The organism is Actinoplanes sp. CA-015351 (assembly GCF_050955685.1).
Taxonomy (GTDB): domain Bacteria; phylum Actinomycetota; class Actinomycetes; order Mycobacteriales; family Micromonosporaceae; genus Actinoplanes.
The window spans coordinates 1601446-1625750 of record NZ_CP192102.1 but is presented as its reverse complement, the minus strand read 5'-3'; the positions used below and the strand labels follow the sequence as shown (position 1 = coordinate 1625750).

General features: G+C 69.6%; 25 protein-coding genes. 7 read left to right on the top strand and 18 right to left on the bottom strand.

From position 1 onward, the window contains the following. Nucleotides 1-544: 544 nt before the first annotated feature. Nucleotides 545-2032 (bottom strand): DHA2 family efflux MFS transporter permease subunit, encoded by a 1488-nt coding sequence (locus tag ACQP2E_RS07515; protein WP_433829220.1) that lies wholly within the window; start codon nucleotides 2030-2032, stop codon nucleotides 545-547. A gap of 94 nt (nucleotides 2033-2126) precedes the next feature. Here ACQP2E_RS07515 and ACQP2E_RS07510 point away from each other — a divergent pair, with 94 nt between their 5' ends. Continuing rightward, nucleotides 2127-2780 (top strand): TetR/AcrR family transcriptional regulator, encoded by a 654-nt coding sequence (locus ACQP2E_RS07510; protein ID WP_433829218.1) that lies wholly within the window; start codon nucleotides 2127-2129, stop codon nucleotides 2778-2780. 34 nt (nucleotides 2781-2814) lie between these two features. On the opposite strand, the gene ACQP2E_RS07505 is transcribed toward ACQP2E_RS07510, so the two are convergent. Both ACQP2E_RS07505 and ACQP2E_RS07500 read right to left on the bottom strand, forming a co-directional pair. Continuing rightward, on the bottom strand, nucleotides 2815-3318 hold the full coding sequence (locus ACQP2E_RS07505) for a polyadenylate-specific 3'-exoribonuclease AS (RefSeq protein WP_433829216.1): 504 nt from the start codon (nucleotides 3316-3318) through the stop codon (nucleotides 2815-2817). Nucleotides 3319-3337: 19 nt separating this feature from the next. Further along, nucleotides 3338-4195, bottom strand: coding sequence for a phosphotransferase enzyme family protein (locus ACQP2E_RS07500; protein ID WP_433829214.1), 858 nt, complete (start codon nucleotides 4193-4195; stop codon nucleotides 3338-3340). Between the two features lie 237 nt (nucleotides 4196-4432). Here ACQP2E_RS07500 and ACQP2E_RS07495 point away from each other — a divergent pair, with 237 nt between their 5' ends. Further along, the gene (locus tag ACQP2E_RS07495) at nucleotides 4433-5119 is read left to right on the top strand and encodes a Crp/Fnr family transcriptional regulator (RefSeq protein WP_014441566.1); all 687 of its coding nucleotides are present in this window, start codon (nucleotides 4433-4435) and stop codon (nucleotides 5117-5119) included. Here the strand turns inward: ACQP2E_RS07495 and ACQP2E_RS07490 are convergent. Continuing rightward, nucleotides 5094-5789 (bottom strand): lysophospholipid acyltransferase family protein, encoded by a 696-nt coding sequence (locus ACQP2E_RS07490; protein WP_433829211.1) that lies wholly within the window; start codon nucleotides 5787-5789, stop codon nucleotides 5094-5096. The genes ACQP2E_RS07495 and ACQP2E_RS07490 overlap by 26 nt on opposite strands. A gap of 142 nt (nucleotides 5790-5931) precedes the next feature. Between ACQP2E_RS07490 and ACQP2E_RS07485 the strand changes: the two genes are divergently transcribed. Continuing rightward, a complete protein-coding gene (locus tag ACQP2E_RS07485; protein WP_433829209.1) occupies nucleotides 5932-6756 on the top strand; it encodes a DUF308 domain-containing protein in 825 nt (274 codons plus the stop codon). Nucleotides 6757-6857: 101 nt separating this feature from the next. Then, nucleotides 6858-8312, top strand: a complete 1455-nt coding sequence (locus ACQP2E_RS07480) for an alpha,alpha-trehalose-phosphate synthase (UDP-forming) (protein ID WP_433829207.1) — start codon at nucleotides 6858-6860, stop codon at nucleotides 8310-8312. On the opposite strand, the gene ACQP2E_RS07475 is transcribed toward ACQP2E_RS07480, so the two are convergent. From ACQP2E_RS07475 to ACQP2E_RS07450, 6 genes are read right to left on the bottom strand one after another with little or no spacing between them, the layout of a single operon-like run. Continuing rightward, a complete protein-coding gene (locus ACQP2E_RS07475; protein ID WP_433829205.1) occupies nucleotides 8292-8933 on the bottom strand; it encodes an alpha/beta hydrolase in 642 nt (213 codons plus the stop codon). The genes ACQP2E_RS07480 and ACQP2E_RS07475 overlap by 21 nt on opposite strands. Continuing rightward, a complete protein-coding gene (locus ACQP2E_RS07470) occupies nucleotides 8930-10273 on the bottom strand; it encodes a flavin-containing monooxygenase (RefSeq protein WP_433829203.1) in 1344 nt (447 codons plus the stop codon). The genes ACQP2E_RS07475 and ACQP2E_RS07470 overlap by 4 nt, the downstream gene beginning before the upstream one ends. Nucleotides 10274-10298: 25 nt before the next feature. After that, entirely contained in the window at nucleotides 10299-10979 is a 681-nt protein-coding gene (locus ACQP2E_RS07465) for an endonuclease/exonuclease/phosphatase family protein (protein ID WP_433829201.1), read from the bottom strand. Between the two features lie 2 nt (nucleotides 10980-10981). After that, complete coding sequence (locus tag ACQP2E_RS07460; protein WP_433829199.1) at nucleotides 10982-11932, bottom strand: ROK family glucokinase; 951 nt, start codon at nucleotides 11930-11932, stop codon at nucleotides 10982-10984. 23 nt (nucleotides 11933-11955) lie between these two features. After that, the gene (locus ACQP2E_RS07455; protein WP_433829197.1) at nucleotides 11956-12921 is read right to left on the bottom strand and encodes a hypothetical protein; all 966 of its coding nucleotides are present in this window, start codon (nucleotides 12919-12921) and stop codon (nucleotides 11956-11958) included. Between the two features lie 27 nt (nucleotides 12922-12948). Continuing rightward, nucleotides 12949-13401, bottom strand: a complete 453-nt coding sequence (locus ACQP2E_RS07450) for an SRPBCC family protein (RefSeq protein ID WP_433829195.1) — start codon at nucleotides 13399-13401, stop codon at nucleotides 12949-12951. Between the two features lie 90 nt (nucleotides 13402-13491). Between ACQP2E_RS07450 and ACQP2E_RS07445 the strand changes: the two genes are divergently transcribed. Both ACQP2E_RS07445 and ACQP2E_RS07440 read left to right on the top strand, forming a co-directional pair. After that, on the top strand, nucleotides 13492-15171 hold the full coding sequence (locus ACQP2E_RS07445; RefSeq protein WP_433829193.1) for a GAF domain-containing sensor histidine kinase: 1680 nt from the start codon (nucleotides 13492-13494) through the stop codon (nucleotides 15169-15171). Nucleotides 15172-15178: 7 nt separating this feature from the next. Continuing rightward, nucleotides 15179-15844, top strand: coding sequence for a response regulator transcription factor (locus ACQP2E_RS07440; RefSeq protein ID WP_014441555.1), 666 nt, complete (start codon nucleotides 15179-15181; stop codon nucleotides 15842-15844). Here ACQP2E_RS07440 and ACQP2E_RS07435 read toward each other — a convergent pair. Together ACQP2E_RS07435 and ACQP2E_RS07430 are read right to left on the bottom strand one after the other, a co-directional pair. Then, nucleotides 15841-16278, bottom strand: coding sequence for a DUF4395 domain-containing protein (locus tag ACQP2E_RS07435; RefSeq protein ID WP_433829190.1), 438 nt, complete (start codon nucleotides 16276-16278; stop codon nucleotides 15841-15843). The two genes, ACQP2E_RS07440 and ACQP2E_RS07435, sit on opposite strands and share 4 nt — an antisense overlap. Further along, nucleotides 16271-16759 carry a MarR family winged helix-turn-helix transcriptional regulator gene (locus ACQP2E_RS07430; RefSeq protein ID WP_433829188.1) on the bottom strand — a complete coding sequence of 163 codons (489 nt, stop codon included), beginning with the start codon at nucleotides 16757-16759 and terminating at the stop codon, nucleotides 16271-16273. The genes ACQP2E_RS07435 and ACQP2E_RS07430 overlap by 8 nt, the downstream gene beginning before the upstream one ends. An 80-nt stretch (nucleotides 16760-16839) precedes the next feature. Here ACQP2E_RS07430 and ACQP2E_RS07425 point away from each other — a divergent pair, with 80 nt between their 5' ends. After that, entirely contained in the window at nucleotides 16840-18060 is a 1221-nt protein-coding gene (locus ACQP2E_RS07425) for an MFS transporter (RefSeq protein WP_433829186.1), read from the top strand. A gap of 684 nt (nucleotides 18061-18744) precedes the next feature. Here the strand turns inward: ACQP2E_RS07425 and ACQP2E_RS07420 are convergent. From ACQP2E_RS07420 to ACQP2E_RS07395, 6 genes are all read right to left on the bottom strand, one after another. Continuing rightward, nucleotides 18745-18870, bottom strand: a complete 126-nt coding sequence (locus ACQP2E_RS07420; RefSeq protein ID WP_433829184.1) for a hypothetical protein — start codon at nucleotides 18868-18870, stop codon at nucleotides 18745-18747. 147 nt (nucleotides 18871-19017) lie between these two features. After that, nucleotides 19018-19620 carry a TlpA family protein disulfide reductase gene (locus ACQP2E_RS07415; RefSeq protein ID WP_433829182.1) on the bottom strand — a complete coding sequence of 201 codons (603 nt, stop codon included), beginning with the start codon at nucleotides 19618-19620 and terminating at the stop codon, nucleotides 19018-19020. Between the two features lie 21 nt (nucleotides 19621-19641). Then, a complete protein-coding gene (locus ACQP2E_RS07410) occupies nucleotides 19642-21555 on the bottom strand; it encodes an ABC transporter ATP-binding protein (RefSeq protein WP_433829180.1) in 1914 nt (637 codons plus the stop codon). Between the two features lie 104 nt (nucleotides 21556-21659). Beyond that, complete coding sequence (locus ACQP2E_RS07405; protein WP_433829178.1) at nucleotides 21660-22796, bottom strand: glycosyltransferase family 4 protein; 1137 nt, start codon at nucleotides 22794-22796, stop codon at nucleotides 21660-21662. Continuing rightward, nucleotides 22796-24040: a M48 family metallopeptidase gene (locus ACQP2E_RS07400; RefSeq protein ID WP_433829176.1), complete on the bottom strand. Its 1245-nt coding sequence runs from the start codon at nucleotides 24038-24040 to the stop codon at nucleotides 22796-22798. The genes ACQP2E_RS07405 and ACQP2E_RS07400 overlap by 1 nt, the downstream gene beginning before the upstream one ends. 19 nt (nucleotides 24041-24059) lie before the next feature. Then, nucleotides 24060-24266 (bottom strand): hypothetical protein, encoded by a 207-nt coding sequence (locus ACQP2E_RS07395; protein WP_433829174.1) that lies wholly within the window; start codon nucleotides 24264-24266, stop codon nucleotides 24060-24062. Nucleotides 24267-24305 lie beyond the last annotated feature (39 nt).

The following is a 24305-nucleotide window of genomic DNA, read 5'->3' as shown; positions in this document are numbered from 1 at the left end:
GTTCGCTGGGGGCTGGTTCGTCGCTCTGCGTGATGCCCGCGGGCACCACGTGCCGATCTTGGAGAATGGCAGAGCCTGGAGGCCCCACCATGCTCCATACATCGACTACCGGCCCGCCTAGCCATGACAGCGCGTCACCCTCCGCAGCCAAACCTCAAGTCAACACGGGCACGGAATTCGCCGCGTGTGTGTCGACGTTGGGCGCGGAGCGCACCCAAAATCAACACACGGGTGGGGAATTCGCCGCGTGTGTGTCGACGCTGGGCGCGGAGCGCACCCTAAGTCAACACACTGGCAGGCGCCCGGCTGAGCTTGGACGGTAAGCCCTGCTCCGACTGCCTGGTCCGACTCCCTGCTCCGACTGCCTGCTCCGGCTGGCGGAAAGCGGCTCACAACCGACTGGCCGGCCGGGACGAATCCGTACAGAAAAGCAGAAAACAGAAAAGCAGAAAACAGAAAGCAAGAAAAATAGAAAGCAAAACAGCGTGTGGATTTCGGGTCAGCCCGAAATCCACACGCTGTTAGTAGTCAGTGGTAACGAACCTCAGTGCGCCATCGCGGGCGGGGCGTCCGGGTCGACGTCGAGCGGGCCGGTGCGGAAGAGCACCGCCGCCACCACGGCCGCCAGCAGGAAGAATCCTGCCGACCACCAGAACACCGTGTGGTAACTCTGCAGCTGAGCCTCGGCGGCGAGCTGCGCGGTCGGCGTCTTGCCGGCCATGTAGTCGCTGGCCGCGGAAGCGGCGAACGAGCTGAGCAGCGCGGTGCCGATGGAACCACCGATCTGCTGCACCGTGTTGATCATCGCGGAGGCCACACCGGCGTCGGAGTGGGTGACGCCGGAGGTCGCGGCGTTCTGCGTCGGCGCGAAGACCAGACCGAGGCCGAGACCGACAATGATCAGTCCCGGCAGCACGCCGGAGACGTACGTCGAGTCCAGTTCGAGCTGGGTCAGGAAGAGCATGCCGAACGCGGCGATCAGCGCACCGACCGGCACCAGCGGACGCGGACCGATCTTCGGGGTGAGGATCGTGCCGGCCGTGGTCGCGGTCAGCATGACCGAGCCGAGCATCGGCAGGAACGCGAGGCCCGTCTGGATCGGCGTGAACGCAAGGATCGCGGTCAGGTAGTAGGTGAGGAACAGGAAGATGCCGAACATGCCGGCGCCGGCGATCGCGATCGAGGCGTACGAACCGCCGCGGTTGCGGTCGAGGACGACGCGCATCGGGAGCAGCGGGTGCTCGACGCGGCGTTCGATCGCCACGAAGATGCCGAGGATGACCAGGCCGGCCACGATCGGGCCGAGGGTCATGGCGTCGGTCCAGCCGTCGGTCTCGGCGTTCGCCAGGCCGTAGACCAGGGCGACCAGACCGGCGATCGCGGCGACCGCACCCGGGACGTCGATCTTGCCTTCGGCCTTGACCGGCTCGTCCTTGAGCTTCAGGAAGGCGCCGGCCACGGCGATCGCGGCGATCACCAGGTTGACGTACAGGCACCAGCGCCAGGAGACGTACTCGGTGAGCACGCCGCCGAGCAGCAGGCCCATGCCGCCACCGGCGCCGGAGATGGCACCGAAGATGCCGAACGCCTTGCCGCGCTCGGCGGGCTCGGTGAACGTCGTGGAGAGAAGCGACAGCGCGGCCGGGGCCAGCGCGGCGCCGAAGGCGCCCTGGAGCGCACGGGCGAAGATCAGCACTTCGAGGTTCTGCGCCGCGCCACCGAGGGCGGAGGCGAGCGCGAAGCCGATCAGGCCGATGACGAACATCCGCTTGCGGCCGAAGAAGTCGGAGAGCCGGCCGCCGAGCAGCAGCAGGCTGCCGAAGGCCAGGGCGTAACCGGTGACGACCCACTGCCGGCCGGCGTCGTCAAAACCAAGGTCGGCCTGGGCGGTGGGCAATGCGATGTTCACGATCGTGGCGTCCAGCACCACCATGAGCTGTGCCAGTGCCAGGACGACGAGGGCCCACCAGCGCCCGTTCGACGCCTGCTCCTCACGTCCGGCGGGACGTGGTCGATCAGTAAGCGTGCTCATCGCTGCCTTCCAGGAAGTTGAGGAACATCCTCCGTTTCGGAGGCTAGCAGCAGAAGCTGAGGGATTACCTCCACTTAGTTGTAGGCTTCGACACATGACGGAGACGCAGGTCCGGCCGCTGCGGCGGGATGCTCAGCGCAATCGGGAGCGAATCATCGAGGCCGCGCACGAGGTTTTCGCGACCCGAGGCTTCGCCGCCACGCTCGACGACGTGGCCCATCACGCGGGCGTCGGGGTCGGCACCGTCTACCGCCGCTTCCCCACCAAGGAGTCACTGGTCGAGGCGGTCTTCACCGACCGGCTGGAAGACATGATCACGCTCGCCGAGGAGGCGCTCGCCGCGCCGAGCGCGTGGGACGGCCTGGTGGATTTCCTGCGCCGGGCGACCCGGATGCACGCCGGTGACCGCGGCCTGCGCGACGCCGCGCTGACCATGGACCAGCACCATTTCGCGCGGATCGGCGAACTCATGGTGCCGCTGCTTCAGCAGATCATCGACCGGGCGCACGTCGAGGGCACGCTGCGGGCGGACGCCGGCATGCACGACTTCCCGATCATCCTGGCGATGATCACCGACCTGGCGCAGAACAGCGCGGCCTGCCGGCCCGAGCTCTACGAGCGATACCTGCAACTGATCGTGGACGGGTTGCGCGCCCGGCCGGACAACGGCGACCTCGGCCCACAACTGACCGAGGACGACGTCCAGGCCGTGATGAAGGAGTGCGTCCCCCCACTGAAAAGCCGCTGAAGCCGCTGAAGCCGCTGAAGCCGCCAAAAAGCCGCTAAAGCGGCTGAGGGGTGCTGGCGAGTACCTGCCAGCGCGCCAGGTTGTGCTTGGCGTCGACAAGTGCGTCATGCCGCCCGGCCATCTCCGGCAGCTTCGGGCGACCGAGATCGTCCCACCGCTGGCGCAGATCCTTGGTGAACCGCGGGATCTCCCGGGGCAGCGCCGGCATGGCACCCCACAGCTGAGCGAGCGCGACATGGTCGTAGGCCGCGTACCAGGCCCAGAGCTCCATCTGCTCGGAGCGGCCCTTGATCGGCTCGATCAGGAACTCGTAGAGGTCCGCACGGATCCGCTCCCGGCTGCGCCACGCCTTGTCGGACGGGGACGGCAGCTTGTCGAGCACGTTGCGGCGCACCCAGGGCACGGCGCGAGAATCGTCGAACTCGGTGCTGACCGCGTAGAACTCGCGGCCGAACTCGTCGACGACACCGATCGAGACGAGGTCGACGATCCGACCGTCCTCGATGAATTCACAGTCGTAAAAATAGCGATACACCATCGCCGCCTATCTTCGCCCATCAACATCCGGGCATGGACTCCAGGGCCTCTCTCGCGGCGCCGAGCCCCTCCGCGCACTCCCAGCGAGCCGCCCGGTCCGCCTGCATCGCCCAGCGCAGCCGCAGCAGAACCGGCAGAGCCGCGTCCAGCTCGTCGGCGCGCACCGGCCCTGCCGCCAGGTACCCGTCGAGCATCTCGGCGCAGTGATCGGGTCCGCCCGCGTGGGCGACGGCCGCCGCTATGTCGTACACCAGTGGTCCGGTGCCGCAGGCGCCGCAGTGCAGCGGGCCGGAGCGTCCGGTCTCCGGATCGAGGACGAAGGCGTCAGCGGCCGGGTCGCCGTGCAGCACGCCATAGGTCAGCTGATCGGTCACGGTCAGCCGGGTCGCGGCGGACACCGCGGTGGAGACCGCGGCGCGAACCCAGGGCTCCGCGTCGAGATGGGCCGCGTCGGGGTCAGGCAACTGCCATGGGCGCAGGCCAGGATGCCGAAAACCTTGAAGAGCCTTGTGTACGACCCCAAGCCGCTCGCCCCACCATTGCTGATCGATCGGATCGCGCCCGTCGAGGTGCCGCCCCGGCAACCGGCGGGAAACCGCGAACGCGCCCTGTTCGGTCTCCACGGTCAGCGCCCCGGCGAGTGTGCGTACCGGCTCCCCCGCGTCGATCCGCCGCCCGCGCAGGTGCTCGGCCGCCATCAGGCCGGCCTCCATCGGTTGCCGCGCTCCAGCCTCGGTGAGCCGGGCGATGTACGCCCCGGAGGCCGTCGTGATCTCCCAGCCCCGGGACATCAGGGCCGACGGCTGTTCGGTGATCTTCGATGGAATGAGGTGCCACTGGTCGCGCAATGTCGATTGAAGGAGCTCATCATCCGGCACTGCGGGATTATCTCGACACAAGCCGCCAAAGCGACGGACAGCGGGGGCGACAATCACAGAAGGCGATGGGAGGTTTACAGAAAGCAACCGAAGGGACATGATCGTACGGGAGTGAGCTTCGATGTCCGACGAAGGAATGGCGTTCGGGGCGCGCTTCGTGCTAAGAGTGATCGTTCGCGTCGTGGGGCCGGCGCCGGCCGGGTCGACGCGGTCCCCACCGGGGGAGGGATTAGCGCCGTGGACCATCGCTTGCCGGATTCCGGCGACGCGCTCACCGGCGTGGAAATGTTCGCGGGACTTGAGCCGGACGTACGGCAGCGGGTCATCGCCACGGCCGTTCCGCGTCACTATCGCAAGGGTCAGATTCTTTTCGTCGAGCACGATCCCGGCGACTCTCTGATCATCATGAAACGAGGCGCGGTCGCGGTCTTCCGCACCGCGCCGACCGGTGAGCGCGCCGTGCTCACCGTCGTGCGCCCACCCGACGTGCTCGGTGAGGTGTCCCTGCTGGACGCTTCGACGCGCAGCGCGTCCGCCGAGGCGATCGAGGATTCCCAGGCGCTCTCGCTGTCCCGGGCCGCCTTCATGGACCTGGTGCACTCGAACCCGCGGATCCTGGACGCCGTGATGCGCTCGGTGGGCGGCCTGATCCGCCGCCTCACTGAGCAGAACGCCGATCACGTCTTCCTCGACCTGCCTGGCCGGGTGGCGAAAACCCTGGTCCGGCTCTCCGGGGAGAGCCAGGCGCCGATGATCACCATCGAGCTCAATCAGAGCCAGCTCGCCGAGATGGCGGGCGGCTCCCGGCAGAGCGTGAACCAGGCGATCGGGTCGTTCGCCAACCGGGGCTGGCTACGTACCGAGGGCCGGCGCATCGTCGTGACCGACGTGCAGGCCCTCAAGCGGCGCGCGGGGATGAATTGACGGGGCTCTTCAGCGAGGCCGCGTAGACGTCGACGTACTCGCGGCCGGAGAGCACCATCAGCTCGTACATGAGTTCGTCGGTGATCGCTCGTTCGACGAAGCGGTCGCCGCGGCTCTCGGCGTACCGGGAGAAGTCCAGCGGCTTGCCGATCCGGATCCGGACCCGCTTCACCGTCGGGATCAGCGTGCCGGTGGGCTGGATCTCGTCGGTGTTCAGCAGGGCCACCGGCACGACCACCGCGCCACTCTCCAGCGCGAGCCGGGCAACCCCCGTCTTACCGCGATAGAGCCGCCCGTCCGGGGAACGGGTGCCCTCCGGGTAGATTCCGGCGATGTTGCCCTCCTTGAGGACTCTCAGGAGGGTGTCCAGCGCCGCCTGGGCGGCCTCCCCGCCCGAACGGTCCACCGGAATGGTCCCGGCGCCCACGAAGAACATCCGGGAGAGCCATCCCTTGATCCCCTTGCCGGTGAAGTATTCGGCTTTGGCGACGAAGGTCACTTTCCGCCGGACGATCAGCGGGGTGAAGATCGAGTCGGAGAACGAGAGATGATTGCAGGCCAGGATCACCGGACCGGAGCGGGGCACGTTCTCAAGGCCGTCCACCTTCGGGCGGAAGACCAGCCTCAGCAACGGACCGAGGATCACCAACTTGAGTAGCCAGTAGAACACTGACGTCCCTTTCAGTGGATGCCACCGGCGTCCCGGGGCGGGGAGAAGCGTACGAAGCGGGAGCGGCGCGCCACAACGCACTCCCGCAACAGGCGCCTGCCGTGTCACCATTCAAGGCACGGTCGGCAAGGGGGGTGCATCGGTGACAACGGGTGGCGCCCGTCGGGGGCGACGCGACAACGGGCTCGACGCGGCGGATTACGCCGTGGCGGGTGACGTGGATCCGCGGGTGGGTGAGCATCTGCTCGATGTTCTGGCGGCCGGCGGCATCGCGGCATACCTTCAACCGACGGCGGATCTGAACCCGATTCTGCGGGCCACGACGCTGCCGGCTCGGCCGATCGATCGGCTCTACGTGGATCGCACACATCTCGACACCGCTCGCGAGCACCTGGAGAAGGTGACCGGCGGGCTACCGGCCACGCCGCCCGCTCCGCCGGTGACGACGGACGCCCGGCCGCAGGCCGAGGTGGACGCCGAGTGGGACAAGATCATTGCCGGCTTCCACACCACCGACGGCACCGGCGGCACGCCCTGGCCAGACGTCGAGAGCGTGGCCAAGGAGGAGCCGCCGCAGACCGGCGGCCGCCCGGTCGGCGAGGACGGCCGCCCGCTGAACAGGCGACGCACCGATCCACCACCGGAGGAGCAGTCCCTCCTCTACGGACTCGACACGTTCGGCACCGACCTGCCGGACAGCCCGGACGACGACGAGGACGAGGACGAGCGATACGTCCCGCCGCCGCCCCCGCCGATGCCGAAGATCTCGAAATACGCGGTGGCCGGCCTGCTGAGCGTGGTGATCGGCTTCGTGCTCTTCCTCTTCCCGCGCCTGATCCCGCTCATCGACAGCACCTACGTCACACTCCTCGGCTTCGCCGGGATCGTCGGCGGCGCGGTGACGCTGGTCTGGCGGCTGCGCTCCGGCGACGATGACGACGACTTCGACGACGGCGCCGTGGTCTGAGCCAGGAAAAACGACGGGAAAGACGACAGGAACCACGACAAGAACGACGCTGTAACGGATCACATAGACGATCATGGGTGTTCAGCCAGTAACCTTCGGTGATGCGCCAGAGTTCGCTCGTCGTCGTAGCCAACCGTCTGCCGCTGGATGACAATGCCGCCCCGGACGGCGCCTGTGAATGGCGCCGAAGTCCGGGCGGCCTGGCCAGCGCCCTGCACGCGATCCTGGAGCAAACGCCGGCCACCTGGGTCGGCTGGGCCGGCGGGGTCGGCCCCGCCCCACAGTTGCCGGACATCGGTGGCCTGCGGTTACGGCCCGTGTCGCTGAGCGCGGCCGAGCTGCGCGGTTACTACGAGGGGTTCGCGAACTCGACGCTCTGGCCGCTGTACCACGACGCCGTCCAGCAGCCGGTTTTCGATCGGGGCTGGTGGGAGACGTACCGCAGCGTCAACCGCCGGTTCGCCGAGGCCGCCGCCGAGGTGGCCGAGCACGGCGCCGCCGTCTGGGTGCAGGACTACCACCTGCAACTGGTGCCGCAGATGCTCCGGGACCTGCGCCCCGACCTGCTGATCGGCTTTTTCATGCACGTGCCGTTCCCGCCGCCCGAGCTCTACATGCAGCTCCCCCGCCGGATCGAGCTGCTGCGCGGGATGCTCGGCGCCGACCTGGTCGGTTTCCAGCGGCCGCAGGCAGCCCACAACGTCGCTCAGCTCGCCCAGAAACTGCTCGGTGCGCACGCCACCGACGACATGATCATCGTGGACGGGCGGACCGTGCACACCGGCGCGTTCCCGGTCTCCATCGACGTGGCCGAGATGCGGGCCCTGTCCAGCCGGCCCGACGTCCTGCGCCAGGCCAAGCAGCTGCGTCACGACCTGGGCCGGCCGAAACGGGTGCTGCTCAGTGTTGACCGGCTGGATTACACCAAGGGCATCGAGCACCGGCTCACCGCGTACAGCGAGCTGCTGCGGGACGGGCACGTGAAGGTACGCGACACCGTCATGGTCCAGGTGGCCGTTCCCAGCCGGGAACAGGTCGACAGCTATCAGGCCCTACGCGACCGGATCGAGAGCGAGGTGGGCCGGATCAACGGGGAATTCGGCCGGGTCGGCGAGCCGGCCATCCATTACCTGAACCAGCCGTTCGCCCGGTCTCAGCTGGCGGCGCTCTACCAGACCGCGGACGTCATGGTGGTGACCCCGCTGCGGGACGGGATGAACCTGGTCGCCAAGGAGTTCGTGGCGGCCCGCGAGGACGGCGGCGGCGCGCTGGTGCTCAGCGAGTTCGCCGGGGCAGCCGCCGAGCTGGAACAGGCCTTCCTGGTCAACCCGCACGACGTCGACGGGCTCAAGGAGACGCTGCTGCACGCGATGAGCGCCGAGCCGGCCGATCTGACCGCCCGGATGACCGCGATGCGCGAGCACCTCGTGGGACACGACATCCTGGCGTGGGCGCGGGCCTATCTGACCGCTCTTGATCACACCGGCCGGCTCGCGGAGCGTCTCCCGGACACCGCCGAGAAGGCACCAGCCGCCTCAGTGCCCTGGCATAGGTAACTGCTTCTCCAGCCAGTCCAGGATCGCGTCGATCGGCTCCTCCCAGCCCTCCTCCAGCATCAGGTCGTGACCCATGCCGGGGAAGAGCAGCGGGGCGCCGCCGTAACCGGCAGCCGCCCGGTCCAGCGCCTTTCGGCTGACCGCCCGATCGTCCGGGCTGCCCGCGACAAGAACCGGCGGATCACCCACCGGAGCGGGCAGCGCCGGCCGGGAGAACAGCGAGAACGCCCGGGCCACCGGCCAGCCGCCCAGCACCGGGGCGGTCAGCATGGCCGCGCGGGCCGGGTAACGCCCCAGCGCCCGCGCCACCACCAGCGCACCCAGGCCGTGCCCGATCAGCACCGCCTGCCGGGGCAACGACGCGGCCACCTGCACCGTGTCGTGAACCTGGGCCCGCAGGTCGCCGCCAGGGCGCGGGCTCAGCGCGTACGAAGGAAATCCGCGACCGGCGGCGTGACCGAGCCAGTGATCAGAAAAAATCGAGGCCGCAGGCCGAGGTCCGGAAATGAAAAGCAGCGGCGGGTGACCGATGTCGTCCTCCGGCAGGCAGGAGACGACCTCGCGCGCGGCCGGCGGCACCGGGTCGGTCCAGTCCTCGAATCGCACCAGATCGGACTTCACCGGACCGCGCCCATTTCTTCCAGCAAACCCTCAACGGACCTCAGGTAGGCCACGTGATCAACCTCGAACCAGTGCCGCTGGGTCGGGATCACCCGGCGGCGTGACCAGCTCTGCACCGGCCGGGTGGACTCCTTCTGCTGCACGGCGGCGGCGCGGTCCGGGTCGGTGACACGAAGCCGCAGCCAGCGGGCCACCGCGACGCTCTGCCAGTGCGCGAGCGGGAACACACCCGAGTCCGGCTGCAGCAGGCCGATCACCGCGAGGGTCGGGTGCCGCCGGGCGAAGGCGTGCAGGTGCAGGTCGGGCCGGCCGTGCTCGTCGGTGTCGAGCAACGCGGGCGCGAGGAAGTCGAATCGGGGCCGGTAGCCGGTCGCGGTGATCACCAGATCCGGTTCGACAGTGGTGCCGTCGGTCAGGATCACGCTCGCGCCGTCGTACCGTTCCACGTCCGGTACCGGCACGATCGTGCCGTGCCCGAGGTAGTACGGCAGCTGGCTGTTGACGATCGGGTGGCTCTCGTACGGCCGGTGATCCGGTTCGGCCAGGCCGTAACGGGTCAGGTCGCCGGTGGTCAGCTTCACCGTCCGGCGATAGAGCCACTGCCGCAGCCGCAGCGGCAGTCCCCAGCTGAGCAGGCGATCGTTGACCTGGTCGGCCGGGCGGCCGAAGAGATATTTGGGCGCCAGCCAGTAACCGCGCCGGGTGGAATGCCAGACCCGGGTGGCCTGCTGGGCCGCTTCCACGGCGATGTCACAGCCGGTGTTGCCACCGCCGACGACGAGGACCTTGCGGCCACGCAGCCGGGCCGGGTCCTTGTACGCCGAGGCATGCAGCAGCTCCCCCCGGAACTCGCCCTCGACAGCCGGCTTGAGCGGCTCCCAATTGTGCCCATTTGCCACCACAATCGCGGCGTACCGCTGCACCCGGGACGACCCACCCCCGGTCGACCGGATCGTGACATCCCACTTGCCGTCACCGGCCGGCACCGCCGACGACACCTCCATGCCGAACCAGATGTCCTGATCGAGACGGAAGTGTTTGGCGTACCGCTCCAGGTACTCCAGAACCTGCGAGTGGTGCGGGTAATCGGGCCAGGTGTCCGGCATCGGGAAGTCGGGGAACTCGGTCAATGGCCGCGACGAGATCAGATGGGTGCCGGAATAGATCGGGCTGCGGTCGTGGCGCCAGTTCCAGGCGCCGCCGACGGACGTCTCGCGCTCGTAGCAGTCGACCGCGAAACCCTGCTCACGCAGGCTCTTTATCGCGGCCAATCCGCTGGCGCCGGCGCCGACGACACAGACGGCGTCGCCACGGTCGCCCGGGTCGGGGGTGTCGTGCACCCGGCGATCCTTGCAGAAGCGAGGCTTACGAGGAAGGGAGCAGAAGGTCCGCTACGACCGGTAAATGATCACTCGCTCGACGTGCTCGCTCATTGTCGATGATCTCGTAACGGTCGATGGAGATGTCCGGGCTGACGAAGAGTGCGTCGATGCGCCGCTGCGGCAGTGTGGCCGGGAACGTGGGCACGTCCTTCTCCGAGGTGACCAGCCCGTCGGCGACCGTACGCCACGCCCCGCCGCCGGGGCCCTCGTTCAGATCGGCCGTCACGATCAACGGCCCGGAAATATCTGACATCTCGGATTTCCACTCGGCGGCCTGCTCCGGCCGCTCCGCCGGATCCGTCGCCAGATGTGAGCCGGTCACCACGAACCGGGCCGCGCCCAGCACCGAACCCTCGGCGAAGGCCGCCCCGCGCAGGTGCCGGCCCGGGGTCAACGGGTAGCGCACGCACCAGGTCCGGTGAACCGCCACCCGCAGGCTGACCAGGATCAGGTTGCCGAGCGCCGGTTGACCGCCGGCCGCCACCACCAGGCCGGCCTCGGCGGCGAACGCGGCGCACCGGTCCCGCCAGCGGAATCGGCGCGGCGCTTCCTGCACCACCAGCACGTCCGGGTCCAGCTCGCGGATCAGCCCGGCCAGGGCCGGCCGGTCATCCCGCAGCCCGTGCACGTTGTAGCTGACCACCCGCAGTTTCGGCAGGGTCATGGTCAGGCCAGACGTGCCAGGTCAGCGGCGCCGACGACGCCCGCGGCGTTGCCCATCTCGGCGGCGCGCACCTCGGCCACCGGGAACCGGTTGCGCTGGGCGAGCTGGTCCCGGTACGTCTGCTCGGCCGGGCCCATCAGCAGGTCCCCCGCCTCGACCACGCCGCCGCCGATCACCATGATCTGCGGATCGAGGCTCTGCGCGAGGTCGGCCAGGGCCACCCCGAGCCAGTACCCCACCTGGGCGAACGCATCTTTCGCGACACCGTCGCCGGCCTGTGCGGCCTCGGTGATCTGCCGGCCGGTGATGGCCAGGGCGTCGCCCCCGGCCAGCTCCAGGAGCTGACTCGCGCGCTCCGGCTGCTGCCGCGCTCCGGCTCGGGCGAACCGGACCAGGGCGCTGCCCGCCGCGTACTGCTCCAGGCAGCCGAGCCGGCCGCAGCCGCACGGGTGCCCGTCCGCGACCGACTGGATGTGGCCCAGCTCGGCGGCGATGCCGTTGGCGCCCCGCCAGAGCTTCCCGTTGATCACGATGGCTCCGCCGATGCCGGTGCCCACGGTGATCATCACCATCGAGTCGTCGGCGTGCTTGGCGACGCCGAACCGGAACTCGGCCCAGCCGGCGACGTTCGCGTCGTTCTCCAGGACGGTCGGCAGGCCGGTCGCCTTCGTCACGTAATCGCGCAGCGGCTCGTCACGCCAGGCCAGGTTCGGTGCGAACAGCACCGTCGAACCGGCGGCGTCGATCCAGGCCGCGGCGCCGATGCCGATCGCGGTCGCGTCCGGGTACTGCGCCGCCAGCTCGGCGGCGACCTCGACGATCGTGTCCCGGGTGGCGGCCGGGTCCTCCGCCGGCGTCGGCCGGCGGTTCGACGCGAGCACGTTGCCCTGCTCGTCGACCACCCCACCGGCGACCTTGGTCCCGCCGACGTCGATTCCGATGGTCAGCGTCACGCTGCCCGTCCCCTCTGCGAAGTTCACACCGCGTCGCCTGGCCGGGCGCCGTCGCCCGGACCGGCGCTGCCACGGTCCTCGGGCGCCGAAGCGCCCAGGTCATGATCCACGCTACGGTGCTCGCCCGAGCCACCTGCCCCGGCCTCCGCCACTTCCCGGGTTATGGCCGCTTCCCGGCTTATGGCCGCTTCCCGGCTTATGGCCGCGGCCTGCGCGCCGGCTTCCGCCTCTGCCGCGGCCTGCGCCTGGGCGATCGCCGAGGCCCAGACATCATGGGTACGCGTCCGCGGGGCGCCGAACACGTCCTCGAACGGCGCCGGCTCCCGCTCTGGCGCTGCCTGCTCCTGGGCCGCCTGATCGTGCGCTGCCTGCTCCTGGGCCGCCTGATCGTGCGCTGCCTGCTCCTGGGCTCGCCGCTCTCGGATCGCTTTCGCCGTCGCGACGGCTCGGGCCACGGCTTCCTCAGCGGCCGCCGCCCGCGCCTTGGCGGCGGCAGCGGCCTCCCGGGCGCTCTCCGCCGTGGCCGTCGCCCACGGGTCATCGGTGACTGTCTGCGCAGGTGCCGGCTCTGGCTGGGCCTGGTGAGTGGCCGCCGCCCAGACGCCATCCGGGTTTGCCTGGTGGTGCTCGGGTGATCTCGGCGCCGGGGCCGGCTTGGGCCGCTCCCCCGCCATCGAGGAGAACGCGCGCATCAGCCCGGCCACCCCGGTCGCGATGTCGCCGGCGCTGCTGGCCAGCCGCTCGGCCGTTTCCGGACTCGGGTCGCGCAGGGCCGCGATCACCCGGCACAGCGGGCAGACACAGCACTCCGCGCTGCCGTTGGCCATCGCGTGCGACCCGCCGGCGTGCGACCCGGCGGCGTGCGACCCGGCGGCGTTCCCGGCCATCCCGAACAGGCCGGAGACCGAGTCGCCAAGGCTGCCCGCCGCGGCCCTCGCGAGGAACGTCGCGACCAGCCGCTCGGCCTCATCACGTGCTGAACCGGCCATCTGCGTTCCTCTCGTCGCCGTGCCGGCTCAGGCCGCCGGAAGGCTCTCGACGCGGCGCTTGAGCTCCTTCAACGCCGTATCCATGATCACTTTTTCTGCTTTGCGGCGGAACATGCCGAGCATGCCGATGGCGAGATCCACCGCCAGGGAGTACGTCACCGTGGTCGTGCCGTCCGCGTTCTCCACCAGGTCGTAGGAGCCGTCCTGGGAGCGCTGCGTCTTGGACGGCGCGATCAGGTGCCACTCGATCCGGGAGAGATCGTCGGCGTACGCGTACTCCAAGGTGTACTCGTCGACGAGCACCGTGGCGTCGATCTGGAAACGGACCTGGGCGGCGTAACCGTCCTCGTACTCCTCCACGACCTCGGCGAGTTTGATCGACTCGGCCCAGTCCGGGTAACGCGGGAAGTCGCAGATCACCGCGGCGACACGGGCCAGCGGCGCATGCATCTGGATCGACTGCGTCGAGGTGTCGGCCATGCACGGAGGCTACTCGCTGGGTGCGACAGACGACTGATGAGGGCCGCGACGGATGGGCCGATGTCGGCCCCTCCCGATACCATCCCTCACGTGCCAGCCCCAGCAAATGGTCCCGCGCGTCTGCGCCCGGCCGAAGCCGTCGCCCGCGTCGTGATGCTGGCGCTGGTCGCCGTCCTCACCCTGACCGCCACCGAGGATCCGCGACAGCTCGGCTGGATCGCGCTGCTCGCGATCGCCGCCGCGCCCGCCTTCCTGTCGCCCCGGCACCCTCTGTGGGCGCCGGCCGGCCGGGCCGCCGAGGTGGTGGTGACCAGCCTGGCCGCCGGTTTCGTGGCGTCCTCGGCCGACACGATCGGCCGGGTCGACGCCGGGTTCGGCGCCGAAGCCGTGCTGCCCTACCTCGCGGTGCCGCTGCTCACCGCGGCGCTGCACCGTCGCTCGACCGAGGGACCCATGCTGCTCGGCGTCGCCGCGGCGACGATGGTGGCCGGCGGCCTGGTCTCCGGCTCGATCGGTGAGCCGGGTTACATCGCGGCCTGCGGGCAGTGGCTGGTCCTCGGCGCGATCGTGACGTTCGCCGCCGAGACGATGCGCCAGCTGCTCCAGCCGCCCGAGCCCACCCCGCAGCCTTACGCGGAGGCCACCCGCCTGCTCACCCAGCTGCGCAGCGTGGCTCGTTCGCTGCCCGGCGCGACGCTCGACCCGGGTGGCATCTCCGAGCACCTGCTCGAGGAGCTGCGCGCGGTCGCCCCTGGTCACCGGGCCGCCGTGCTGTCGGCGAGCGGCGGCGGCCGGCTGGTCGTGCTGGCGCAGAGCGGCGCCGAGCGGGTCGACTGGGAGACCACCCTCGACGCCGACTCGGCGATCGCGGACGCGTGGGCCACCCAGCAGCCGCAGACCGCCAGCCGCTCGCAGGCGCGCACGCACTCGGGCGGTGAGGCGTCGTCGCTGGTGGTGCCGCTGGTCGCCGGGGTGCGGACGATCGGGTTGGTCATTCTGGAGACTGATGCCGCTGGGGCGTACCCATCAGGGGTGGTCCAAGGGGTGACCGAAGTGACCGGCCCGGCCGCGCTGCGGCTGGAAGCCGCCCTGCTCTTCGACGACGTGCGCTCGCTCGCGACGAACGAGGAGCGTCAGCGGCTGGCCCGGGAGATCCACGACGGGGTCGCGCAGGAGCTGGTCATGGTCGGTTACGGCATCGACAACGCGCAGGCGACCCTGCCGGAGGGCGCCGAGGAGACCGCCGAGGAGCTGCGCACGCTGCGCGGCGAGGTCACCCGGGTGATCACTGAGCTGCGGCTGAGCCTCTTCGAGCTACGGTCGGAAGTCGATCGCAGCGGCGGTCTGGCCGCGGCCATCGCGGAATACGCACGGACTTTGGGTACGAGTGCCGGCCTGCGCGTGCACTTCACCTTCGACGAGTCGACGGCCCGGCTGCCCGCCGCGACCGAGGCCGAGCTGCTACGCATCGCGCAGGAGGCGATCACCAACGCCCGCAAGCACTCGGGCGCGTCCAATCTCTGGGTCACCTGCACGATCGACCCGCCGTACGCGGAAATCGAAGTGTCCGATGATGGCAAGGGGTTCGCGGACGAGCGCCCCGATGGCAGATACGGTCTTACCATCATGGCCGAGCGTGCCGAACGCATCCGAGGTCGTCTCAAGATCACGCCGAGACACCCGAGCGGGACAACCGTCGCCGTAGTGCTCGGAACACCGCCTCGGCGCGATAGCGTGCGGGAGAGTGTTTCCGCTCCAGAAGGGGAGTAACCCGACCATGACCACCCCTGCGCCGACCGGGCGCACCAAGGTCCTGCTTGTCGACGACCACGACCTGATCCGTAAAGGGCTGCGACACGCCTTCGAGCGCGACCGGCAGTTCGAGGTCGTCGGCGAGGCTGCGACCGCGGCGGAGGCGGTGCGCCAAGCCGGCGCCCTGCAGCCGGACGTCGTGATCATGGACCTGCGCCTGCCCGACGGCAGTGGCCTGGAGGCCACCCGCGCGCTGCGTAAGAACAACTCGAACATGGGCATCGTGGTCCTGACCATGTACGCGGGCGACGACCAGCTGTTCGGCGCTCTCGAGGCCGGTGCCAGCGCGTTCGTGCCGAAAACCGCCCCCGCCGACGAGGTCGTGGCGGCCGCCAGGCATGCCGCGTCCGCTCCCAGCGCCTTCACCGCGGCCGACCTGGCCGAGGCGATGAAACGCCGGCTCGCTCCGTCCGGTCCGCAGCTGTCCCCGCGTGAGGGTCAGGTGCTCCGCCTCCTCGCCGACGGCATGAGTGTCGCCGGGATCGCGAAGCAGCTGTTCGTCTCCGAGTCGACGGCGAAGACCCACATTTCGAAGCTGTACGAGAAGCTGGGCGCGGCCAACCGGGCGCAGGCTCTCATGACCGCGCTCCGATTGGGCCTGCTGGAAGCTCCCGACGCCCCGAAATTCTAGGCTTTTCGGACATTTTCGGCGGTTCTGCTGCTTAGGCGGCGAATAGCAAGATAGGCCTCGCACCCCAGACACAGGCCGAAAGCGGCGTTGAGAAACGCCGCAAGCAGCCCGAACGCGGCTGCGACGATTCCCAGTGTCTCCGCGCCCCCAAGATATCCCCCCGCGGAGACGCTCAGGAACGTGAATCCGACGAGCTGGGCGAAACGCACCGGCGCGGCCGGCTCCCGCTCGGCGGGCGGCCCCAGCCGGGGCAGCACGAGCGCCCGGAAGATCAGGGCGTACGGGCCACGCCGCGGGTCGTACGCGGTGATGGCGAAAACGACTGCCTGCGCGAGGGCGAGCCAGCCGGAGCCGGTGATCAGCACGACGGCGATGACGATGCTGGTGAGCGTGGCGGCAAAACGCTGGCCGCGAGGGTCAAGCTCTTTATTCACCTAGGGATAGTAGGACTTTCCGCAGCAGGTCGTTGAGTTGTCCCATCTCCGCCGCAGATAGCGCACCGAGCGCCTGCTGATCCCGGGCCATACCCTCGAAGATGTATCGATTCCACATGTCCCGCCCCTTTTGCGTGGGCCGGATCAGCACCCGCCGGCGATCAGCGCCATCCACCTGCCGCGTGATCAACTCAGCCTCGGCGAGACGGTCCAGCCGGCTGGTCATCGCGGCACGGGTGACGTTCGCCGCTTCGGCGAGCTGCGCCGGGGTCGCCTCGGTCGGCCACGGCTGAACCATGAGCACGTGCAGGGTCTTGTAGTCCTGCAGCGTGAAGTCGTCGCTCTTGGCAAATTCGGCTGCGTCGGCGCGCTCGATCCATCGCAGGATCTGTTTCATCCGGACCAGGGCACCCTCGACCTCGGGGACGAAGGCGGGCTCGTCCTTCCAGAACGCACCCCACCGGGCAACATGCTGATCCACTCCGTCTCCCATGGCCCAATTCTGCCATGCCTCTGATTATTAGTTGCCTAATAGTTAGACACTGAACTACCTTCGACGGCATGACTCGAGATTTTCGGTTGCTTGCCGCCGGTCAGGCCCTGTCCTGGCTCGGCAACGGATTCCAGACCGTGGCACTTGCCGTGGCCGTGGTCACCATCGGCGGCGGCGCCCGCGACCTCGGACTCGTGATGGCCAGCTCGATCGCCACGATGCTCGTCTGCACCCTGTTCGGCGGCGTGTGGGCTGACCGTCTCCAGCCTCAACGGGTGATGGTCTGGTCCGATCTGATCCGTTTCGCCGCCACCGCCGGCATCGCCTGGATGTTCGCCGTCTCCGGATATCACCTCGGGCTGCTCTGCGCGCTCACCGTCGTTTCGGCCGGCGCCGGAAGCTTCTTCACCCCGTCGATGGTCGCGCTCAAACCGATGCTGGTGCCGGTCGGGCGCCGCCAATCCGCGAACGCGACGCTGAGCATGCTGCAAACCGCGTGCGGCATCGCGGGCCCCACCCTGGGCGGCATCACCGTCGCCGCCTTCGGCGCTCCGGCGGGATTCATCGCCAACGCGGTCAGCTTCCTCTTCTCACTGGTCGCGGCCGCGATGATTTCGGTACGCGCGGAGCGCGGCCCCCGCAACCCCATGCTCACCGAGCTGGCCGCCGGGTGGCAGGAGATCCGCAGCCGGGACTGGCTCCTCGGCGGACTGTTCGGCGCGACGGTCTACCACATCGCCAACGGCATGATCCTGGTCCTGGTGCAGGTGGTGGCCGTCCAACGACTCGGTGGCGCACACGCGATCGGCCTGATCGCCGCGGCCGAAGGCTTCGGCGGCTTCCTGGGCGCGGCGATCGGCATGCGTTTCCGCCCACGCCGGTCGCTGCGGGCGGGCTGGCTGATGCTGATGCTGATGCCGGTGTGGGCGCTGTCCTTCGTCTGGCCCGGCCTGCTCGTGGCCGTCATGGCCGGCGCGGTGATCGGGTACGCCGGCCTGATCTTCTTCGACGTAGCCTGGGAAACCGCGATCCAGGACAACGTCCCGCACCAGATGCTCGGCCGGGTCGCATCCTGGGACTACGTCACATCGTTCCTGGCCATGCCGATCGGCAACGCCCTGGCCGGCCCGATGTCCGAACGCTTCGGAACCGACCGGGTGCTGACGTGCTGCGCGGCGGTGCTCTTCCTGGCAGCGGCGTCCCAGCTGCTGATCCCCGGCGCCCGCAACCTGACCCGCCCTCCCCCACCCACCAAGCCTCCCACCCACTCCCCCTTAACCGCCGCCTAACCTCCCGCCGCCACCACGCCCACCGCCGCCTCTCCGCCACCACGCCCACCGCCGCCTCTCCGCCACCACGCCCACCGCCGCCACCACGCCCGCCGCCGCCGTCTCGCCCCCCTGCCACATAAGCCCTCGCCGCCCGGGCATCCACCCGCCCATACGCCCGCTGCATAGCTCTTCCCTTGTCCAAGCCGCGATCGTGGCACCGTCTGCCTGCGGGGTGACCCATCCTTGCGAAGATCTCCGCGACCAGCCTCGAATGAGGATTTATCCGACTTAGCAGGCAGGCAAGCAAGCTGGCCGATCGTGAGCCACCCTTCGCGGCCCAGGGGCGGCAACTACAGCCACGCTGCAGCGCGGCGGAAGGCAAGCGTGCAGTGCGCAAATAACCGGCGACCCGTCCTGGCCCCGCCTCGCCCTGCCCTGCCCAGCCCCGCCCTGCTCAGGTCGGCCTGGATCTTGTGGACTTCCCCGTAGACGTGACCGCACAACTCCGCAAGATCGAACCTGCCCAGCCGATCTTGCGGAGTTACGCGCAAACGGTTCGCCTAAGTCCACAAGATCGGCGAAGGCGTCGCCACAATGCCCCCAAACCACTCGAAGCCGACATGTCGCAGGCGACAACCCCGCAAACTCGTGCACTCGTGGTTGATCGGCCGGCCAAACCGCACAAGATCTCCGAGCGGCACCTCACATCGAGAAACCGCCACGCCACCACGCCACCACGCCACCACGCCACCACGCCACCACGCCACGCCGCCACGCCGCCACGCCGCCACGCCACCACGTCGCCACGCCGCCACGCCGCCACGCCACCACGGCACCACCGCCACGACGCCCCGAACCCGCTACCGCTCCACATACGGCGTGAGTCGAGCGGCCAGAAGTCTCCAAGATCCACGCATAGCCCGTGCATGCAACTCGGCGACACACCGATATTTGAGGCGGATGCGGCGAGGCGGATCAGTGGGCGGGGAGGATTTCGGCCAACGTGGCGATCAGCTGCGGCTTTGAGGGGACTCCGGTTGCCTTCTTGATGACGCGGTTTTCGCCGTCCAGGACGAACAGGGTTGGTGTCCGCCACACGTTCAGTTCGCGGACCTCGTCCAGGTGGCTTTCCGCGTCGACTTCGATGTGCTGCACGCCGGGGAGCAACGCCGCCACCTCGTCGCTCACTCGCCGCACCGCCCGGCACGGCGCGCAGAACGCCGTCGAGAACTGGAGCAGCGTCGCCGGGGCCGGTTCCACGCCAAGTCGTTTCAAAAGGTCGACGCTGAGACGCGTACCCGAAATGTCGGAAGAGTGAGCGGAATCGCCCGGCTCGGCCACCGGCGGGTCGCCGGCCGCGCCAGAGGCCGGCCCCGCAGGCGACCCGCCGGCTGAAGACCCGCCGGCTGAAGACCCGCCGGCTGACGACCCGCCGGCTGAACCACCCACCGGAACAGCAGCCCGGCTGAGGACCGGGCTCACCGCCGTCAACCGGCCGTCGGTGCGGCGGCGCCAGAGGCCCACGGCCGCGCCGGCCACCAGCACCACAGCGACCGCTACCACTCCCACCGGATCCATGGGACTACTTTGACACGCCCCTCACGCCGACTGGTAGGCGCTGGCCTGGAGCGTGAACAACTGCGCGTACAGTCCGCCGGCCGCCATCAGCTCTTCGTGATCACCCTCTTCGACCACCGAGCCGTGATCCAGGACGAAAATCCGATCGGCTTCGCGGACACTCGCCATCCGGTGCGTGATCAGGACGACGGTCCGGCCGGCGGCAAGCGTGCGTAACCGCTGGTAGACGTCATGCTCTGCGCGAGCGTCCAGATTCGCGGTGGGTTCGTCGCAGATCAGCAGGGGCGCGTCGCGGTGGAAGGCACGGCTGACCGCGAGCCGCTGCCACTGGCCGCCGGAGAGATCAGCGCCGTCGGTGAAATGCCGGGAAAGCAAGGTTTCGTACTCCCGGGGCAGCTCCATCACGAACTCGTGCGCGTCACCGGCCCGCGCCGACTCCTGCACGTTCGCCAGCGAGGCGACCCGGTCGTGGCGGCCGATCGCGATGTTGAGTCTGGCCGAAAAGGGCCATCGGGTCGGCTCCTGCATGACGACCGCTACCTGTTCACGCAGCGATTCCGGGTGCAGCCTGTTCACATCGACGCCGTCCCAGGTGACCGTGCCCTGCTGGGGGCGGTACAGCCCGGCGAGCACCGCCGCGAGGGTCGATTTGCCCGATCCGTTCTCGCCGACGAGGGCGATGATCTGGCCGCGCCGCAGCGTGAGGCTGACGTCGGCGACGGCCGGGCGGGAAGCGTCGGGATAGCTGAACGTCACCCCGTCCAGCACGATCTCGGTGAAACGAGCCGGGACCTGCGAATCCGACGAGGCCTCGGCCCGCTGCTGGGACAGGTCGCAGAAGCCCTGGAAGTCGGCGAAGTACAGGCCGAACTCGTAGACCCGGTTGACCGAAAACGCCAACTCACGGAGCTTCCCGATGCCGATGTTGATCGCATAGGCGGCGGCACCTCCGGCGGCCAGCTCCATCCGGCCGGTCCAGAGCAGCCAGAGCAGCACCACATAGGCAAGACCGGTCAGCAGGCCGCTGAGCGCCTGCCCGTACAGATTGCTGCGCACCGATCTCGTCACCACCCGGACCTCCTCCACGGTGGAGATCCGGAGCAGCCGGCCGACCTCGGCGAGCAGGAATCGGCGTACCGTGAAAGCCCGCACCTCGCCGGCCGGTTCGCGCGCCGCGAGCAGGTCGGCGAGCATGTGCTGGCGCCGCCAGACCGCGACGAGCCGAAGCCGGCTGCGATAGCTGAGCCGGGCCGCGCGCACCGCTGCCCACCCGGTCGGCAGCGCCGCCAGCACCAGTAACGGCAGCAGGACCGGGTGCAGCACGGCGAGCACACCGGCCACGGCGGCCAGGCCGATCACGTTGGTGAGCACGTCGATGCCGAAGTCGACGATCCGCTGCGCCGCGTCGATCCCGCGATCCCGGGCCCGCTCCATGGCGTCCCGCCAGTCCGGATCGTCGAACGTCGCCAGATCCACCCCGGTCGTCAGATCCAGCAGACGCATCTCGGCGGCCTCGAAAACCTGCGGCGACAGCCGGCCGTGCGCCGCTGCCGCAGCCGACGCGAGCAGCCCACGCGCCGCAAGAGCAATGATCAAAATCAACAGCGAGGGTACGGCGGACCGCACCCGTTCCGGAGTCGGACCAGCTTGCAACAGACCGTCGAAGACACCGACCACACTGATCAGCCCGAGTGCGGCCGCGGCGCCGGCGGCCAGCTGCAGCACGAGAACCGCAGCGGTGGTCCGGGCGCTGGCCCGCCACGCCAGCAACCAGGCGTCCCGGAGCAGCCGGGGCAGCCGGCGGGCCATCTGCAGGAACGTGGTGTTCGCTGCCTCGGCCGTGCTGGTCAGCCAATAGGGCAACTCCAGCTCGCCGTCTTCCTCGGACTCGAGGAGGGTGGCGTTCTCAGGCGGAGGGTTTGCGGCGTCCGGCATCGGCGGCCTCCTATCGGGAGGGGTCCGTCAGTTTCCGGGCCGCAGGCAACGGCCTGCTTCGTTATTACGCTGCTTCAGCAGCCGGTGTCCACCGGGATTCCGCCTCACTCACGTATGTCGCCGGCCAGCAGCGCGGTCAGCCGGGCCGCCTGCCTCTCCCATCGCCACTCCTGCTCCACCCAGGACCGGCCGGCCTTGCCCATCGATTTCGCCCGATCGGGGTCGCTGAGCAGGTCGACGATCCGCCCCGCGATGGCCGGTACGTCACGGCCGCCCACCACGAACCCGGTCTCGCCCTCGCGGACCGCGTCCGGTGCGCCGCCCGAATCGCCGCCGACGACCGGCAGCCCGGTGGCCGAGGCCTCCAGGTAGACGATGCCGAGACCCTCGACGTCGAGCCCGGCAGAGCGGGTGCGGCACGGCATCGCGTAGACGTCGCCGGCCGCGTAGTGCTGGGGCAGCTCGGCCCACGGCACCGAACCGGTGAAGACCACGTCGGCCTCGACGTCGTTCTCCCGGGCCAGCCGTTCCAGCGTTTTCCGGTACGGCCCGCCGCTGACCAGCAGCAATGCTGCCCCCGGCACGCGGCGGCGGATCTGCGGCAGCGCCCGGATCAGCATGTCCTGGCCCTTACGCGGCACCAGCCGGGAGACGCAGACGACCACCGGCCGGTCGGCGAGCCCGTGCCGTCGGCGCACCTCGGAACCGTCGGCTCCGGGGTGGAACGTGTCGACGTCCACGCCGGGCGCGAGCCGCCGCAGGTCGGTGAGCCCGTGCAAGGCCTTGTCGAGGCGGGTCCGCTGGAAGTCACCGAGGTACGTGATGACGTCGTTGCTCCGAGCGATCCGGCGCAGCAGCCCACGGGCGCCGGGCAGGGCCGCCCACCCGATCTCGTGGCCGTGGGTGATACCGACCGCCCGCTGGATCCCGGCGTTCCTCCGCAGCCCCTGAGCGAGCAGGCCGAGCGGGGCGGCGGCACCGAAGAGCACGGTGTCGCACTGATGCGCCCGGGCGATCTCGCCTGCTCGGCGAGCAACGGCCGGAACCGGCAGCAGTACCCCGGTGTCCTCGCGCACCACCTCGAACGGCTGCTCCGCGTCGAACTCGGCGGACCCGCGCCACTGCGAGGCGTAGACGACGATCGACCCGGCCGGCTGGCGCACCGCGAGGTTGTGCACGAACTGCTGGATGCCACCGGGGCGCGGCGGGAAGTCGTTCGTCACGAGCAGGGTGCGGGCCATCAGCGGGCACCCCGGGCGTACGCACGAGCCGCGGCCATCCGCTGCACGGTGGACGGATGTGAGGCGAACATGGCGTGCTCCCAGTGCGGCGGGTCGGGATCGGACAGGTTCACGGTGCCGAGACGGCGCTGCATCGCCTCGAAGGTCTCCGGATCGCCGGTCAGGTCGAGGGCGTGTGTGTCGGCCCGGGCCTCGACGCGGCGGGAGACGAACGCCTGCGCCGGTCCGGCGACCAGCCCGGCGATCGTGGTGAGCACAAGCAGCAGCCCGATCGCGCGTGGCTCACCGATCGACTCGACACCGGCGAGCCGTAGCAGCCCGCCCCAGGAACCGACCAGGTAGAGCACGATCACCGAGGCAGCGGCCCCGAGCGCACCGATGACCGTGCCGGTGAGCACGTCGCCGTCCTTGGCGTGGCCCAGCTCGTGTGCGGTCACCGAGATCACCTCGTCCGGCGTGGCCTCGGTCAGCATCGTGTCGTAGACGACGATCCGCCGGGTCGGCCCCAGCCCCGACACGTACGCGTTGACCGCTTTCGTCCGGCGCGACGCATCGGCGACCAGCACGTCACGGACCGGCACCCCGTCGCGCTCGGCGAGGGCGAGCAAATCGGTGCGCAGCGGGCCCTCGGCCATCGGCGTGAACTTGTTGAAGATCGGCTCGACGAGCACCGGCAGCACGAACGACAGCAGCACGACCAGTCCGGCCACACCGACCGCGCCGAATGCCCACCACCACTGCGGGGCGAAATGGGTGATGGTGAAGAAGCCGGCCAGCACCAGAGCGCCGAGCACAGCGCCCACCGCGTACGACTTCAGCATGTCGACCGCCCAGCCGGACCAGCTCTGGGTGGAGATGCCGTAACGCACCACGACGGTGTGCCGCCAGATCGCGATCGGCAGGGTGACCAGCTCGGTGACCAGGACGACGAGCAGCCCGCCGAACACGGCCTGGACCAGCCAGTGGTCGCCGACGGCACTGACCAGACGCGCGCCGATCGGGGTCAGGCCGAGCACCACCGCCACCGAGAGGCCGATGGCCATCGAGGCGTACCGCCCGGGGCGCAGCTCGCCGTGGAAGTCACGGGCCCGCTCCACCTGCTCGGCGTCGAGCCGGCCGAGCGCGTCGAGCTGGTCGGCCCGGGGCGCGGGCGCGCGATGCCACGGAATTTTCGCCGCCGCGAACGCGGCAAGCGCCGCGAACAACACGACGAGCGCGGTAACGGCCCAAGCTCTCGGCGACATCTGAATATCCTAATCATGATCACGCTACGTGCCGGCGCACCATGACCGGCGGCGGTGGCGTCTCCAGCAGCTCCACCTCGAATCCGGCGAGCTCGAACGTCTCGATCGCCCGCAGCTCGGCCGGTGTGAGATCGGCCAGGCCGTCCGGGGTGTCGATGAGCGCGCTGACCAGACAGCCCTGGCACTCGGCGGTCCGCTCGGCGCAACGACCACAGTCAATGATCATTACCCCTCCAATGTCGCGTGCCAGTCACGCTAAGCGAGG